This is a genomic window from Pseudomonas sp. TWR1-1-4, assembly GCF_049897165.1.
Classification (GTDB): Bacteria; Pseudomonadota; Gammaproteobacteria; order Pseudomonadales; family Pseudomonadaceae; genus Aquipseudomonas; species Aquipseudomonas canadensis.
This window is the reverse complement of record NZ_JAFCVS010000003.1, coordinates 717193-733580: the sequence shown is the minus strand read 5'-3', so window position 1 is coordinate 733580 and position 16388 is coordinate 717193. Positions and strand designations below refer to the sequence as shown.

The window sequence follows — 16388 nt, the reverse complement described above, 5'->3', positions numbered from 1 at the left end:
TGGCACCTTGGGTTGGCTGAAATGTATCGGCCATCAGGCCGCCTTCGCGAGCAAGCCCGCTCCCACATTGGGACCGCGTACTCACCGTCAAACCCCACACAGCTTGCGTAACAACTCGGTATCCAAGTGGTTCTCCACCAGGTCCGCCAAACGCTCGATATCGCGCTCCCGCAACGCGTGATAATCCACGTCCTGCACATCCTGCAAACCCGCCCAGCGCAGCAAGGCGCTACACGCCGCCGGGCTTTCAAACAAACCATGCAGGTAGGTCCCAAGAATTTGCCCATCGGCACTTTGCGCGCCATCACAGCGACCGTCTTCCAGGACCACAGCAGCATTCGACAACGCATCACCCGTCGTCACGCCCGCATGAATCTCATAACCACTGACGTCGGCATCCTCCAACACCAAACGCCCACGCACATTGCGCAACTGCTTCTCTTCTTCGAGCGTGGTGCTGAACGCCAGCAACCCCAGGCCATCGCTGGAACCGGCAGCCCCTTCCAGGCCCAACGGGTCATGCACCTGCTCGCCAAGCATCTGCAACCCCCCACAAATACCCAGCACCTTGCCGCCATAGCGCAAGTGCCGCGCAACGGCGGTGTCCCAGCCGTTGGCGCGCAGATAGGCCAAGTCGCTGCGCACGCTTTTCGAGCCGGGGAGGATGATAAGGTCGGCAGCCGGGATCGCCTGGCCAGGCCCGACGAATTGCAGATCCACTTGGGGATGCAGGCGCAGCGGGTCGAAATCCGTGTGGTTGCTGATGCGCGGCAGCACGGGCACCACCACCTTGAGTACCTGGGCCGCCTTGTCGATCTGGCGCTGATCAATACCGTCTTCGGCTTCCAGGTGCAGGTCCATCACGTAGGGCAACACGCCCACCACCGGCTTGCCGGTGCGCGCTTCCAGCCAGTCCAGGCCGGGCTGCAGCAGCGCGATGTCACCGCGAAAACGGTTGATGATGAAACCTTTGACCCGCGCCTGCTCCGTGGGCGACAGCAGTTCCAGGGTGCCGACCAAATGGGCAAACACCCCGCCGCGATTGATATCGGCGATCAGCAACACCGGGCAATCCACGGCTTCGGCGAAGCCCATGTTGGCGATGTCATTGGCGCGCAGGTTGATCTCCGCCGGGGAGCCCGCGCCTTCCACCATCACCACCGAGTAGGCTTGGCTCAAGCGTGCGTGGGAGGCCAGCACCGCCTGCATCGCGATGGCTTTGTAATCGTGATAGGCCACCGCGTTCATGGTGGTGACGGCGCGACCATGGATGATCACTTGGGAGCCGGTGTCGCTGTTTGGCTTGAGCAACACCGGATTCATGTCGGTGTGCGGCGCCAGGTGGGCGGCCTGAGCCTGCACGGCCTGGGCGCGGCCGATTTCGCCGCCTTCGGCGGTCACGGCGCTGTTGAGCGCCATGTTCTGCGGCTTGAACGGCGCCACCGCCACGCCCTGGCGCACCAGCCAGCGGCACAGCGCCGTCACCAAGGTACTTTTGCCGGCGTCGGAGGTGGTGCCTTGCACCATCAGCGTACTCATGTGGCGTCCTTATAGGCGACCAGGGCTTGGTCCAGGCGCAGCCAGTCAGCCTCGGTGTCGGGCAGGCCAAAGCGCAGGCTGCTGTCGTGGACAAACAGCCGGAGCAAGATGCCGCGCTGGGCCATGAATTCGTGCATACGTTCGGCGTGGGGCGTGATCAGCCATTGAAACAAGGCGCAGCCGCCCTGGGGTTGGAAGCCGTGGCGCTCGAGCAAGGCAAACAGACGCTGGCCCGCCTCGATGCAACGCGTGCGCTGGCGCACATGCCCGGCCGTGTCGCGTAAGCACACCTGGCCCAACACGCGCGTCGGTCCGCTGACCGCCCAGGGGCCGACCTGCTCGGCCAGCAACTTGAGCAGCTTGCGCTCGGCCAACACAAAGCCCAGCCGCACCCCGGCCAGGCCGAAGAACTTACCGAATGAGCGCAACACGATCAGGCCGACCTGGTGGGCCTGGCCCGCCAGGCTCAGTTGAGGGGTGACGTCCATGAACGCTTCGTCCACCACCAGCCAACCGCCGCGCTGGGCCAGCCGCGAATGCCAGTCCAGCAGGCGTTGCGGGGTCAGGCTCAGGCCGGTGGGGTTGTTGGGGTTGACCACCACCAGCACGTCGAGGCCATCGAGAAAGAAGTCGACTTCCTGCTCCTGCACTTCGCGCACCACATAGCCGGCGCGGCGCCAGGCTTCGGCGTGCTCGGCATAACACGGCGACAGCACGCCGACTTTGCCGGCGCGGCGCAGGCGAGGCAGCAACTGGATGGCGGCCTGGGAACCGGGCACTGGCAACAGGTGCGCAGCGCCGTAGTATTCGCTGGCCGCCTGCTCCAGGCCATCGTCGGTTTCCGGCAGGCGCGCCCAGGCCCGCAGCGGGATCTCGGGGATCGGCCAGGGCCAGGGCGCGAGGCCGCTGGACAGATCAAGCCAATCGGCCTCGGCTATTCCGTATTGAATCGCCGCCTTGCGCAACCGGCCACCGTGCTCAAGCATAGAATTGCGCCCCCGCGCATAGGATCAGCAGCCACAACCATACGCCGCGCTGCACCAGTTGCCAGCCCCGCTCGATGGAATCGGCATCCGCCGCCGGGCCCTCGCCCAATTGCGGACGCTGGTGCACTTCACCGTGATAGATCGCGGCACCGCCCAACTCCACGCCCAGGGCGCCAGCACCAGCCGCCATGACCGGGCCAGCGTTAGGGCTGTCCCAAGTCGGGCCTTGGGTGCGCCAGCATTTGAGCGCCAGGCGCGTCTTGCCCAGTACGGCGTAGGTCAAGGCCACCAAGCGTGCAGGAATGTAGTTCAGCACGTCGTCGATCTTGGCCGCAGCCCAACCGAAGCGTTCGAAGCGTTCGTTGCGATAGCCCCACATCGCATCGAGGGTGTTGCTGAGGCGGTAAAGCACCACACCCGGCACGCCCGCGACGACAAACCAGAAAATCGCAGCAAACACGGCATCGCTGCCGTTTTCCAACACTGACTCGGTGGCGGCGCGGGCGATTTCAGTGCTGTCCAGCTCACTGGTCTGACGGCTCACCAAGTAGCTGACGCGTTTGCGCGCTTCCTCGAGGTCATCACTGCGCAAGGCCTGGGCCACTGGGATCACATGTTCGCCGAGGCTGCGCATGCCGAGGGCGCAATACAGCGCCAGAATCTCCAATACCCAGCCGATGTAAGGTGCCCACGATAAAGCGGTCGCCAGCAGGGTCAGCGGCACCACGGCGATAAACCATGCAGTCACGCCATGGCTGCGCCAGCCGCGGCCACCGGTATTGAAACGTTGCTCGATGCGCCCGGCGAAATTGCCGAACGCCACCAGCGGATGCCAGCGCCTGGGTTCGCCCAGCAGCGCATCCAGCGCGACTGCAGCGACACACAGCAAAGCCACACTCATTGACTCACTCCCCACCCATTTTCGTACACCATGTCACTCAGCGGCCGAGGCTCGGTCCAGCCTTCGAGCTGCAACATCGGTGCCGGGTAAAATTCGGCCACCGGCCCCAGGCATAGCACGGCCAACGGTTTCGCGCCGGGCGGCAACCCCAGCAGATCGGCCAGGGCCTGGGGTTCGAACAGCGAGACCCAGCCCATGCCCAGCCCTTCTACTCGGGCCGCCAGCCACAGATTCTGGATAGCACAGGACAATGACGCCATGTCCATTTCCGGCAAGGTGCGCCGGCCAAAGATGTGGCGTTCGCGATCATCCATCAAGGCCGCCACCAGCACTTCGGCGCAGTCGTGGATGCCTTCGACCTTGAGCTTCATGAACTCATCGGAGCGCTCACCCAAGGCTTCGGCGGTACGTACGCGCTCTTCTTCCACCAACTGTTGAATCTGCCCACGCAGTTGGCGGTCGCTGATGCGGATAAAACGCCAGGGCTGCATCAGGCCGACGCTGGGTGCCTGGTGCGCGGCCTGGAGCAGGCGGTGGAGTAATTCGGGGGCGACGGTGCCGCCGCTGAAGTGGCGCATGTCACGACGTTCGGCGATGGCGCGGTAAACAGCTTGGCGGTCGGCCTCGGGAAAGGCGTTGTCGGTCATGGCCTCATCGCCGGCAAGCCGGCTCCTACAAGATCGGGCGCGAACAATGCAGCCACCGCCTGGGGATTCGAGGGGAAATAGAAATGTACGTAGGACGCCGTCATCCGCCCCTGGCGATAAACCGCCTCGGCGCCGCGCCCGCCATTGGGGCTCAGGCCACGTGCAATCGGTTGCCACTCGGTGGTGGTCAGCGAATGGTGATAGGTATGGCCGCGCAGCGTGCCTTCAGGCAAGTCGACATTTTGCAGCGCCAAGGCCGCGAGTTTCTTCTGCATCACTGCATCGCCTTGCAGCAAACCCACCAGTTCGGCGCGAGTGCCGTCGACATCGGTCAGCGAGTCCAGCAGGTAGAGCATGCCGCCGCATTCGGCGAGCAGCGGTTTACCGGCGGCATGATGAGCGCGGATGGCGTCGAGCATCGGGGTATTTTCCGACAGCGCCTGGTGGTGCAGTTCCGGGTAACCACCGGGCAGGTAGAGGCTGTCGGCGTCAGGCAATTGCCGATCGTGGATCGGCGAGAAAAACTTCAGCTCGGCGCCCATTGCCCGCAACAGGTCAAGGCTGGCGCCATAGGTGAACGCGAAGGCTTCGTCGCGGGCCACGGCGATGCGCACGCCATTAAGCAGTGGCTCGGCGTCGATCACTTCAGGCGCGGCAAAAGTGACCGGCGGCGGCAAGGCGACTTCGCAACTGCTGCCCAGCGCTTGGGCGGCGGCATCGAGACGTACATCGAGGTCATTCAGTTCGCTCGCCTGCACCAGACCCAAGTGACGGCTAGGCAGTTCGATACCGGTCTCGCGAGACAACGCGCCGTACCAGCGCAGGCCTTCGGTGAGGCTGCCTTCGAGCAATTGCGCATGGCGCAGGGTGCCAACGCGGTTGGCCAGCACGCCGGCGAACGGCAAATCTGGCTGATAACGCGCCAGGCCCAGGGCCAACGCGCCAAAGGTCTGGGCCATGGCGGTGCCGTCAATCACGCCCAAGACAGGCACGCCGAAGTGTCGCGCCAGGTCGGCGCTGGACGGCGTGCCGTCAAACAGGCCCATCACGCCTTCGATCAGGATCAGGTCCGCCTCCCCTGCCGCTTCCCACAGCAAGCGGCGACTTTCCTGCTCGCCCACCATCCACATGTCCAACTGATACACCGGCGCACCGCTGGCGCGTTCGTGGATCATCGGGTCAAGGAAATCCGGACCACATTTGAACACGCGCACCTTGCGCCCCAGGTTGCGGTGCAAACGGGCCAGCGCGGCGGTGACAGTGGTTTTGCCCTGGCCGGACGCCGGTGCGGCGATCAAGACGGCCGGGCAATGACGGGGCTGATTCAAAGTTCGACGCCCTTCTGTGCCTTGATACCGGCCTGGAACGCGTGCTTGAGCATGCCCATTTCGGTGACGGTGTCGCCCATTTCGATCAGCTCAGGCTTGGCGCCACGGCCGGTGACCACCACGTGTTGCATCGGCGGGCGGGCTTGCAGGTCGCTGAGTACCTGGTCCAGGTCGAGGTAGCCGTGCTTGAGGGCGATGTTCAGCTCATCAAGTACGACAAGACCAATAGAAGGGTCCTGCAGCAGCTCGCGGGAAACCGCCCAGGCGGCTTCGGCAGCGGCGATATCGCGCTGGCGGTCCTGGGTTTCCCAGGTGAAGCCTTCACCCATGACATGAAAACGCACTTGCTCCGGGAAGCGGCGGAAGAACAACTCTTCACCGGTGCTGTTACGCCCCTTGATGAACTGCACCACGCCGCACTGCATGCCGTGGCCCATGGCCCGGGCCAGCATGCCGAACGCGGAACTGCTCTTGCCTTTGCCGTTGCCGGTCAACACCAGCAGCAGGCCGCACTCGTTCGGGGAATTGGCGATGCGTTCATCGATCACGGCTTTTTTGCGCAGCATGCGCGCCAGGTGGCGTTCGTCGCGGTCGGGGGAATCGGTCATGGCAGCTCTCCGTTGGGGCTGGACAAAAACGGCGGGCAGGAAAAAGAAAAACAGACAGCCAAGCATCGCCCACCGTGATGCTGTTGGATGTTGCAGGCCGGTCTCCGGGCTCATGAGTGACGCACGTCTTATAGACACGCTGACCGACGCTGCGCCTTCCCATATCGCGAGCGATACAGTGGCAAAAGGCAGCGTCTTGACTCATTTACCGTTGCGGGGGCAGCGCCGGAATCGCGGCAGCACTGTGTACAAGTGCGCTCACTCACCGGCTTCCCTGTTTCACTCCGTCGACCCATGGGTCACAGAGCACCTGGAACAAGCGGCGAAGGTTAGTGGGTTGGGGGTGGAGCGTCAATTAAACCCACCACAAAACCAATGTGGGAGCGGGCTTGCTCGCGAATGCGGTGTGTCAGTCAGCACATTAACAAACTGACAGACCGCATTCGCGAGCAAGCCCGCTCCCACATTTGGATCTCTGCCAATTCAGGGATTCCGCGCCAGATTCCCCGGTAATACGCGCTTGGCGCTCAGGTAGGCATTCTGCCAATACGCCTTGGACAAGGTGTCCAACTTCACCGTACCGCCGGTTTGCGGCGCGTGCACAAAGCGGCCTTCACCGACGTAGATGCCGGCGTGACTGACCTGTGAACCGCCGCCTGTGGCGAAGAACAGCAAGTCGCCAGTCTGCAGATTTTGCTCGCTGACATCCTGCGCGCGCATCACGATCAGTTCACGGGTGGTACGCGGCAGGGAGATGCCAGCAGCATCGCGGAAGACAAACCCGATCAGGCCGCTGCAATCAAACCCGGAGTCCGGTGTATTGCCACCCCAACGGTAAGGCGTGCCGACCAGGCCCAGCGCGCGGAAGAGTACGTCTTCAGCCGCAGGCGAGAAATTCTGGGTGGAATAGTTGAACACCGGCTTGGGTTTAACCGCTACAGGCGCGGGCGGTGGACGACTTGCGCAGGCGCTGAGCAGCGCGGCGCAAAGAATAAGGATCAGGCGGGCCGAGGTCGACATGGGCAGAACAATCCTGGTCTGGATGCGGCTTTCGCTGCCGAACGCTGAAAACCAGAACGCGCAAGCAAAGCTCGCGCGAACGGATTACAACAATGTCCAGGGATTCTAGCGCTTACACGTCAAACTTCAAGTATCACTTTAAGTTTACTTGCTAGCGGTAACCGTCGTCGGGGCCATGGCGAGTGCGCGCTTGGCTTCGATGAAGGTTTTGCTCCAGTAGCTGTCACCCAGGTTGTCGACTCGGACACCGCCACTGCGACGGCTGCTGGAGTGGATAAACTGGTTATCGCCCAGGTAAATACCGGCATGGCTTACACGACCACGACCCGCTGTACTGAAGAAAAGCAGATCACCCGGCTTGAGGTTGTTGCGCGCGACCAACGGTGCATCCACGTTGATCATTTCGCGGGTGGAGCGCGGCAGATTCATGCCCGCTTCTTCGCGAAACAGGTAGCCGATAAAACCGCTGCAGTCGAAACCGGCTTCAGAGGTGCCGCCGAAACGGTAACGGGTACCGATCAGGGACATGCCGCGTTCGAGGATGCTGTCGGCAAGAACTGGAAGCTGGTAAGGCTTGCTACCGGAGAAATTGGCCAGTTCTTTTTCCGTTGCCAGCTCTTCTTCATAAACAGAAGCAGACTGTGCAGCAACGAATTTTGCCTGATTTTGAACCTGTGGTTTTTGCTGTTCTGCCACCTGTTGAGGGTGGGAGGCGCAACCAAACAACAGGGTAACGAGTGCGAGGGGCACGAGGGGTGCGAAGCGATTTAGCATGGGCACGACCGTGGCTGATATGTAAAGAAGACGAGACTATGCCCTCTATCACATCGATTTGCAAATTCAATCGTGATCTATGTGACTTCTTGTTTGGACTATGACATCTAAGCCCTTAACACCCTATATCTGCCTTTTGCGTAGCCAAACCGGCTCAAACGCAGGTTTTCTGGCGCCTGGAATTTGCCGAAAGCCGTGAAAACAGCTGGCTGGCTACCAACCCAAGGTTTCTTTCAAGAAGGGAATCGTCAGCTTGCGCTGGGCCTGCAAGGAAGCCTGATCGAGCTGTTCGAGCAGGTCGAACAACGCGCTCATGCTGCGCGTACCGCGGGTGAGAATAAAATGCCCGACTTCGTCGGTGAGGTGCAGGCCGCGACGGGATGCACGCAGTTGCAAGGCACGCAATTTGTCTTCGTCGGACAGCGGGCGCATTTGGAAGATCAGCGCCAGAGTCATGCGCGACTTGAGGTCGGCCAGCTTGATCGGCAACTCGCGCGGCGAGGTGGACGCGGCAATCAGCAGGCGCCGGCCACTGTCACGCAAGCGGTTGAATAAGTGAAAAAGCGCCTCTTCCCACTCTGCCTTGCCAGCGATGGCTTGCAGATCGTCCAGGCACACCAACTCGTACTGCTCAAGATGGTCGAAGATGCCGATTCCGCGATCCATCAGCTCAGCCAAGGGCAGGTAAACCGCCGGTTCGCCCATCTGCTCGAAACGCAAGCACGCGGCCTGTAACAGGTGGGTACGCCCTACGCCGTGCTTGCCCCACAGATAGATCAGGCTTTCGGTCCACCCGGCGTCGGCTTCGCAGAGCCGCTCGACATAGCCGAGTGCAGCGGCATTGGCGCCTGGGTAGTAGTTGATAAAGGTGGCGTCGTCACGCAGACGCACACCCAAGGGCAGCTGAATCGGTTTCATGCTGACTGAACGGCTCCAAACGAACCGTTAGTGGCCTCTGTGTAAAGTTTGCAAAGTTTATACCCGTGACGCCGGGCGCACAATGCAACAGACCCCAAGCAAAATCAAAGGTTTGCGTTAACTTGTTGGATTTACGCAGATTGTTTGATGCCGCCGATCACCTGTCAGGCCGTAAACCCACCAGGCCGACCCGTTTCTACATTGGTATGTTTCCTGCTTTGCCTCGTCATATAGCCTAGAACGACATTTCATTGACGGTTGTGCGTACCATGAAAAACATCATCAAACTGCTCGTTCCGGAAATGCCCAAAGTCGAGCAGATTCTTGCCTACTGGAAGCAAATCGATGAAAACCGCTGGTACACCAACTTCGGCCCGCTGGTGAATGAGCTAGAGGGCCGGTTATCGCGCTCTTTTAGTCGCGAGCCCGCGCAAGTCCATGTTGTGTCTATGGCGAATGGTACGTGTGCGCTGCAAATTGCCTTGGAAGCCCTGAAGCTACGTAAGAGCGGGCGCGTATTGGTTCCCGGATTGACGTTCGTTGCCACGGCAACCGCAATCATTCGGGCCGGACTCACACCGCTTATCAGCGACGTCGATCCCGACAATTGGTTGCTGACCCCCGCCATAGCACGCGCGGTGCTCGCCGAAATGCCGTTTGATGCCGTGATGCCTGTGTCAACGTACGGTTGCGCTCAAGATGTCGCTGGTTGGGATCTGTTCAGTGCCGAAACCGGAATTCCTGTGGTCGTCGACGCCGCTGGCGCTTGGGGTAACCAACAGATTGGACTGACGACCAAGGTTGCCTTCAGCCTGCACGCCACCAAGGCACTCGGGGGAGGTGAAGGCGGTTTCGTGGCTTCGCGCCACCATGCCTATGCCCAAAGTATGCGAGCGTTAAGTAACTTCGGCATCGACGCACAGAGTGGAGGCTTGGTGTTCGAGGCGGGCGAGAACGGCAAGATGAGCGAATACCACGCCGCCGTTGCACTGGCCGCGATGGACAATTGGCCAACTGTCGCAGAAGCACGACGCACTCTGCATCAACGCTACGTCGAACGCCTGAAGGAAAAAATCCCTGCACTGAAACTCCAGTCCAAGCCCGTTGATGGCGTGTACAGCCTGATGCCCATAATGTTGCCCGCGGGGTTGCGCGGTGTAGACATTCAGTTGCGTCTGCTAGGTAAAGACATCGAAACCCGCCGCTGGTACTGCCCTCCGCTGCACGGCCACCCAGCTTTTCAAGCGTATACGGCTGGCCCGCTGCCAGCGGTTGACCAGTTGGCGGAGCGTTTGCTGGGATTGCCGTTTCACCTTTCACTCACCGATCAATGCGTCGATAGAGTCATAGACTGCCTGGCCGACTTGCTTGCTGAACAATTGGCCGCGCGATGACGATGACACCCGCTGAAAAGCCTTTGGTGATCCTGTTCACCGGGGCCAACGAGCGCGCAGTCGGCGCTTTTTGTCGCTCCCTCGAGCGCGACCACATCGACTTCGTCTTGATCACACGCAACGCTCAAGATGCGCTATATCGCACCCGCCTTCGCCGCCACTTGTTTGCACAACGCACTCAGGATGCCCTGGATGAAAATGAATTCAAGCGCCTACTGCTCGACATCAAGGCTCACCACCCCACACGACCGCTGACCATAGCCCCGAGCGCAGAGTCGATAAACCGCCTGCTGATGGGCATGCAGGACTGGTTATGCCAGGAAGGTATCCGGGGAATATCTGTCAGCCCGCAGATTTACCATCTGTTTTCCGATAAGGAAAAACTCCTGGCGGCGGCAAAAGTCGTTGGCCTGGAAATACCCGCGCAAATCGAGCAATTGTCTGAACGTCAATTGCCCCTTGTACTCAAGCCCAGGGTCGAAAGCGGCCCCCATGGCCAGCGCCTTTACCCACTACTGGTACGTAATGCTGCGGAGTACGCTGAACATGCGAGCCACTACGATGCCGCACACTACCTCATTCAACGTTATATAGACGGGCAAAGTTTTTACTACCTCTATTTCCGCAACGATGCGGGTGTCGTCGCGCTCTATCAACGCAACATCGCCCAACAGGCGGCAGGCAAATCGATGGTTGCCGCCGAGCTGGTGCGCTGCCCCGATGCAGATACCGACCAGCGCCTGCGGGCATTGCTTGAACAGCATCAATATTGTGGCTTCATCATGTTTGAAGTGATGGAAAGCGCTGGTCAACACTTCATCATCGAGGCAAACCCACGCCTTTGGGGGCCGATGCAACTGGCGCTTGAAAATGGCTTTCGCGCCAGCTGGTTGGTGCAAGATCGGCACCAGGCGCCGCAGATGGCCGCGCAGCAGCGTTTTTTAGGCATCTGGCAACGGGACAAGTACCTCTGGCTTGGCGGTTTTGTCGGACAGCCACGCAGTGACATGCGCTTTTTCGCCGGGGCTCGCAGTTGGCTGATCAACGCCTGCTGTTGGCTGCCGCGCTATGACATCTGGTTCGCTACTGACAGCCTCAGGCTGTTCTTCTTCGAATTCCTTCGTTCAGGCAAACGCCAATGACCAAAGAACAATTACTGGCGCTGTACATGCACTCCGGTAAACACGCCTGTTACCAACCGCTGCCTGCTTTCGTAACCGAGCGACTAGGCTTTGACGTACCGGTAAATCCGCGCTGGCGAGCCGACCACGGCCGCCTGGAATACCTGCAAGCACACTTCGACTTCAGCGGCCAACGGCTTCTGGACGTCGGCGCCAATACCGGACTGTTCAGCACCACCCTCGCTCATGCTTACCCCAGCAGCCAATGTGTTGCCTGGGAGCTGGACGAGACCAGCGCAAACTTTATTCGCGCCTTGAGCGTCGAGTTTGATTTGGGCAACGTCGAGGTCGTGCAGCAAGCTCTCGACTACGCAGTCGCGCAGGCGATGCCGGGGCATTTCCATACGTTGTTGCTGTTCAACGTATTACATCATGCCGGCGTCGATTTCGATGCCGCGCTAGTGCCCGACAGACATGCCCTGCAAGGGTATATCCAGGGTTTCCTGAAGGCGCTTCGCCCGTCAGCCGACTGCCTCCTCTACCAGATGGGTTTCAATTGGGGCGGCGACACAGCGCAACCCGTGGCGGGTCGCAACGTACTGGCCGAAAAACTCGCTTACGTCGATGCAGCACTTACAGGCACCGGCTGGAGGATCGAACACATCGGGTTGGTATTGGACCCCCACACACGCAAAATCGAGCTGTTCGATAGCCCCGGCGCCCTCGCCCAAGCTGAAACCTGTGATCGCCTAGGCCGTGAAGGCGGCCTCAGCGAGTTCTACCTTCGCCCCCTGTTCAAGTTGGTGTGAGCATGACCAATACCCTCGCGACCGGCCGCTTGCCGCTGGTCAGCATTGCGATACCTGCCTATAACCCGCGGTTCTTTGAGGCCGCACTGAACAGCGCCCTGAACCAGAGCTATGCGAATCTGGAAATAGTGATCACCGACGATTGTCGTGGTGACGGCATCCGCCTGATCACCGAGCGTCTTGCTGCACAGACGGTGGTGCCGGTGCGCTACCTGCACAATGAACAGCAGTTGGGTGGACAGCTCAACCTCAGTCGCTGCCTGGAGGAATCCCGGGGCGAATACATCAAGTTTCTGAATGACGACGACCTGCTGCTGCCCCACTGCGTCGAGCGCCTTGCTGCTGTGCTTGAGGCACGTAACGATATCTCGCTGGTCACTTCGCGTCGTCGTCTGATAGGCACCGAGGATGAGCCGCTGCCTGACATCCTCCAGACATGCGAAGTGTTTGACGCAGATGCCTGCCTGCATGGCGCAGATCTCATTTCTCTACTGTGCGACTGGCCTGTCAATTTCATTGGCGAACCCAGCACGGTGATGTTTCGCCGCGCCCAACTGATCGACCAAGCGCCGCACATCTGCGCTTTGGGCGGCGTCGTTATTCGTGCCATTAACGACCTGGCCTTATTTGTGAATCTGCTGCAACACGGCCACCTCGCTTTTATACAGGAGTCCCTGTCACTCTTTCGCCGGCATGCCGAGCAACGCCAGAACCAGCCGGATATGCAGGCGCTGTTCGATCAGGGCCTCGCCAATTTCACCCAGCAGATCCACGCACTGGGGCTTTACCACCCGCAGCCTGCATCGCAGGTACGGCGTGCTCACTTGTCAACCCCTGAAGCCTTTGAGCTGTTTCATTTGCAGGGCGCTTACCTGGCTTGCGATTTCCAGCCACTCATTACCTCACACAGTGCCACCCCGCTGGTCGGCGAGTGCGAAGTGCTTGTCGCCGAACAGCCCGTTCTCGAAGACGGCGAGCCTCCCATTGGCGTGGTGATCCATGTGTATCTTCCCGGCGTGCTGCAAGACATTATGCGCCGCCTGGTCCTGCTGCATGAACGCTTGCACCTATACGTAACGTGCGTAGCCGGCCTGGAAGACACCGTAAACAGCCACCTTGCGGCGAGCGGGCTGAAATATTCGCTCTATCGGGTGCCTGATCACGGTAGGGATGCCCTGCCATTCCTAAATGTTCTGGCGTACTTGCGTGCCGACAACATCAACACCCTGGTCAAGTTGCACACCAAGCGCTCGGCACATAGGGGCACCGAAAGCTCTTGGGCGCATGACCTTTTCGATGACTTGCTCAGCCCTGTCCGATTCCGGCAGTCGGTAGAATATCTTGCCGCCCCGTCGCACCATCCACTGCTCGGCACAGAGCCGTACCGCGTGCCAGTCACTCAGGACCTTGAAGAAGGCGACCGTCAGCGCCTGCTGGCCCTGGCCGAACGCGCCGGGATTGATTCACAACGAATCGACGATGCGGATTTTTTTGCCGGTTCCATGTTCTTTGTACGCACTGAAGCGTTGGCTCCCTTGGAACGGATGAACCTCACCGGCAAAGACTTCGAAACCGAACGCGGACAACTTACCGGCACGCTGGCACACACCCTCGAGCGCTTCTTCGGCGTGCTGGCGAATGCAGGCAAACACCAGCGCAATATCGACCAATATCGGCGCTGGCTGGATACCCGACAGCTGTCTGCCACAGACTTCGAAGGTTTGCCAACACGGCTGGCTGGCTGGCCACAGCACACCGACGTATTGGTGGTGTTGACCGATACAACCGGTGATATCGCACAGCTACGCGCCAGCCTGGAAAGCATCGACCGCCAACTCTACAAGGCGGCGGCCATCGTGGTGCTGTCAAACGCCGAGCCGACCGGGGTGACACCGGCCGATAACCTGGTCTGGCTACCGCGAGCGGAGTCCTGGCCCAGCCAGCTCAATGAACTGCTTCATGCCGTCCAGGTCGACTGGTGCTACCTGTTACGTGGCGGCGACCGACTTGATCCGCACGCACTGCTATTGCTTGCAGAGGGCATCGCCCTTAACCCTGGCATCAGCCTGTGCTACACCGATGAAGATTCACTGACGGCAACCGGTTACCAAGACCCGGTCTTCAAGCCTGACCTGAACCTGGACCTGCTGCGCAGTTATCCCTATGTTGGCCGAGCCTTGGCATTCAGTCGCGAGTCAGCGCTGAGTCTCAATGGCTTCGATCCCACCTTCGCCGAGCTCGCGCCCCATGACCTGCTCTATCGGCTGATTGAAACCCACGGGCTGGGCACCGTCGGACACCTCGCGGATGTACTCGTGCACCAGTTGATCAATTTCGGTCAGTGGCTCGGCGAGCCCCAGGTCATTGCACACTCAGCAGCGATAGTCCAAGCGCATTTGCAGCGCTTGGGCGTGGCTCATGAAATGCGTGCGGGGCCTTTGCCGATGGTCAATCGCGTGATTTACCAGCACGCCGGGCAACCCTTGGTGTCCATCGTGATCCCGACCAAGGACCAACTGCCGATGCTGATGCGCTGCATCGAAAGCGTAATGGAGAAAACCCGCTACACGAACTACGAACTGATCATCATCGACAACAATAGTGAAACGGCCCAGGCCCGGGAGTGGTTCGCCGGCATGGAGCAGTTGAACGACGCCAAGGTACGCATACTGCGCTACCCGCATCCGTTCAACTATTCAGCCATCAATAACTACGCCGTCAGCCAAGCCCGTGGCGAATACCTGGTGCTGCTCAACAACGACACTGCAGTCATTGATGGCGACTGGCTCGGCGCAATGCTCCATCACGCCCAGCGGCCGGAAGTGGGGATAGTCGGTGCCAAGTTGTTGTTACTCAACGGGACGATTCAGCACGGGGGCGTGGTGCTCGGCTTGCACGGCGTAGCTGACCATCCATTTGTCGGCGACCCCATGCAGTCCAACGGCTACCTTCATCGCTTGCAAGTTGACCAGAACTACAGCGCGGTTACCGCCGCCTGCCTGATGATTCGCACCGACCTGTACCACCAGGTGGGCGGAATGGACGAGACCAGCCTGGGGGTCTCATTCAACGACGTAGACCTCTGCCTGAAAGTGGGCCAGGCCGGGCAACTGATCGTCTGGACACCTTATGCATTGCTTATGCACGAAGCCAACGTCAGTCAGGACAAGGTCGACACGACCAGACTGGACGCCAAGCGCGAGCGCTTCAAACGCGAGCAATCGGTGATGTACCAGCGCTGGCTGCCGCAACTCGCCAATGATCCAGCCTATAACCGCAACCTGACACTGGAAGGCCGCGGTTTTGCTTACGAATGTCGCAGCGATGCAGGCTGGCATCCGTTCGCCAGCCACCAATTGCCTTACGCCCTTTGCTACCCCGGCGACTTTTTTGGCAGTGGGCACTATCGTGTGCGCCAACCTTTTGCTGCCCTCAAAGCAGCGGGGCTGATCGAGGGTGCGGTCAGCGACTGGCTGCTCCAACCCGTAGAAGTGGAGCGCCATGCGCCGGATACGATCATTTTCCAGCGGCAATTCACTACGCCTCAACTGGAGATCATCGAGAACACCAAAGCCTTCTCCAGGGCATTCAAGGTCTATGAACTGGATGACTATATTCTCGATGTACCTGCCGGCAACGCCAGTCGCCAACTTTTTCCCAAAGACACCGCAAAACGACTGAAACACGCTATCGGCCTCTGCGACAGGCTGGTGGTGTCGACCCAGCCGCTGGCCGAAGCGCTGGAACACTTCAATGCCGACATCCGCGTGATGGAAAATCGCCTGCCAGGCGCATGGTGGAACGGCCTGACCAGCCATCGCCAGCAAGGCCGCAAGCCACGAGTCGGCTGGGCAGGTGGCTCAAGTCACGGCGGCGACCTGCACGTTATCGCCGAAGTAGTTCGCGCGCTGGCGCATGAGGTGGAATGGGTATTCATGGGCATGTGCCCACCGGAACTGCGCCCCTATATCCACGAATTCCACCAAGGTGTAACAATCGAAAAGTACCCGTCACGATTGGCCGGCTTGAATCTGGACCTGGCTTTGGCGCCGCTGGAAGATAACTTTTTCAATGCCTGCAAAAGCAATTTGCGGTTATTGGAATATGGCGCCTGTGGTTTCCCGGTCATTTGCTCGGATATTCGTTGTTACAACGGTGAGCTGCCGGTGACCCGGGTCAGAAACACACCTAAAGACTGGATTGCTGCCATTCGCGAGCACCTTGCGGAACCCGACGCCAGCGCTCAAGCCGGAGACGCCCTGCGTAGCGCGGTGCTCCAGAACTGGGTACTCAAGGAAGACCACCTAGTGGCGTGGAGAAACGCCTGGCTGAAAGCGTGAAAA

The 16388-nt window shown here is 60.1% G+C and carries 13 protein-coding genes and 1 riboswitch; of the genes, 4 read left to right on the top strand and 9 right to left on the bottom strand.

Annotated features, from left to right (window positions below):
• Nucleotides 1-87 precede the first annotated feature (87 nt).
• The 9 genes from ACP7C6_RS11790 to hda form a co-directional block, all read right to left on the bottom strand.
• Nucleotides 88-1539 (bottom strand): cobyric acid synthase, encoded by a 1452-nt coding sequence (locus ACP7C6_RS11790; protein WP_236318669.1) that lies wholly within the window; start codon nucleotides 1537-1539, stop codon nucleotides 88-90.
• Nucleotides 1536-2525, bottom strand: a complete 990-nt coding sequence (gene cobD, locus ACP7C6_RS11785; RefSeq protein ID WP_028617366.1) for a threonine-phosphate decarboxylase CobD — start codon at nucleotides 2523-2525, stop codon at nucleotides 1536-1538. Before cobD ends, ACP7C6_RS11790 begins: the two co-directional genes overlap by 4 nt.
• Nucleotides 2518-3426: an adenosylcobinamide-phosphate synthase CbiB gene (gene cbiB, locus ACP7C6_RS11780; RefSeq protein WP_426108770.1), complete on the bottom strand. Its 909-nt coding sequence runs from the start codon at nucleotides 3424-3426 to the stop codon at nucleotides 2518-2520. The genes cobD and cbiB overlap by 8 nt, the downstream gene beginning before the upstream one ends.
• Complete coding sequence (gene bluB / locus ACP7C6_RS11775; protein WP_068937115.1) at nucleotides 3423-4073, bottom strand: 5,6-dimethylbenzimidazole synthase; 651 nt, start codon at nucleotides 4071-4073, stop codon at nucleotides 3423-3425. The genes cbiB and bluB overlap by 4 nt, the downstream gene beginning before the upstream one ends.
• Nucleotides 4070-5401, bottom strand: a complete 1332-nt coding sequence (locus ACP7C6_RS11770) for a cobyrinate a,c-diamide synthase (RefSeq protein WP_028617368.1) — start codon at nucleotides 5399-5401, stop codon at nucleotides 4070-4072. The genes bluB and ACP7C6_RS11770 overlap by 4 nt, the downstream gene beginning before the upstream one ends.
• Entirely contained in the window at nucleotides 5398-6009 is a 612-nt protein-coding gene (cobO, locus tag ACP7C6_RS11765; RefSeq protein WP_010208674.1) for a cob(I)yrinic acid a,c-diamide adenosyltransferase, read from the bottom strand. The genes ACP7C6_RS11770 and cobO overlap by 4 nt, the downstream gene beginning before the upstream one ends.
• A gap of 78 nt (nucleotides 6010-6087) precedes the next feature.
• Nucleotides 6088-6338: riboswitch (cobalamin riboswitch) on the bottom strand.
• Nucleotides 6339-6492: 154 nt separating this feature from the next.
• Complete coding sequence (locus ACP7C6_RS11760) at nucleotides 6493-7029, bottom strand: C40 family peptidase (RefSeq protein WP_028617370.1); 537 nt, start codon at nucleotides 7027-7029, stop codon at nucleotides 6493-6495.
• Between the two features lie 144 nt (nucleotides 7030-7173).
• On the bottom strand, nucleotides 7174-7803 hold the full coding sequence (locus ACP7C6_RS11755) for a C40 family peptidase (RefSeq protein ID WP_016976518.1): 630 nt from the start codon (nucleotides 7801-7803) through the stop codon (nucleotides 7174-7176).
• Nucleotides 7804-8016: 213 nt separating this feature from the next.
• Nucleotides 8017-8721, bottom strand: coding sequence for a DnaA regulatory inactivator Hda (hda, locus tag ACP7C6_RS11750; RefSeq protein ID WP_010208669.1), 705 nt, complete (start codon nucleotides 8719-8721; stop codon nucleotides 8017-8019).
• A 269-nt stretch (nucleotides 8722-8990) separates the two neighbouring features.
• Here hda and ACP7C6_RS11745 point away from each other — a divergent pair, with 269 nt between their 5' ends.
• The 4 genes from ACP7C6_RS11745 to ACP7C6_RS11730 are packed head-to-tail and all read left to right on the top strand — an operon-like array spanning nucleotide 8991 to nucleotide 16385.
• Nucleotides 8991-10115 (top strand): DegT/DnrJ/EryC1/StrS family aminotransferase, encoded by a 1125-nt coding sequence (locus ACP7C6_RS11745; protein WP_222540200.1) that lies wholly within the window; start codon nucleotides 8991-8993, stop codon nucleotides 10113-10115.
• Entirely contained in the window at nucleotides 10112-11257 is a 1146-nt protein-coding gene (locus ACP7C6_RS11740) for a hypothetical protein (RefSeq protein WP_222540201.1), read from the top strand. The genes ACP7C6_RS11745 and ACP7C6_RS11740 overlap by 4 nt, the downstream gene beginning before the upstream one ends.
• Nucleotides 11254-12045 carry a class I SAM-dependent methyltransferase gene (locus ACP7C6_RS11735; RefSeq protein WP_311893337.1) on the top strand — a complete coding sequence of 264 codons (792 nt, stop codon included), beginning with the start codon at nucleotides 11254-11256 and terminating at the stop codon, nucleotides 12043-12045. The genes ACP7C6_RS11740 and ACP7C6_RS11735 overlap by 4 nt, the downstream gene beginning before the upstream one ends.
• Nucleotides 12046-12047: 2 nt before the next feature.
• Nucleotides 12048-16385, top strand: coding sequence for a glycosyltransferase (locus ACP7C6_RS11730; protein WP_426108769.1), 4338 nt, complete (start codon nucleotides 12048-12050; stop codon nucleotides 16383-16385).
• Nucleotides 16386-16388 lie beyond the last annotated feature (3 nt).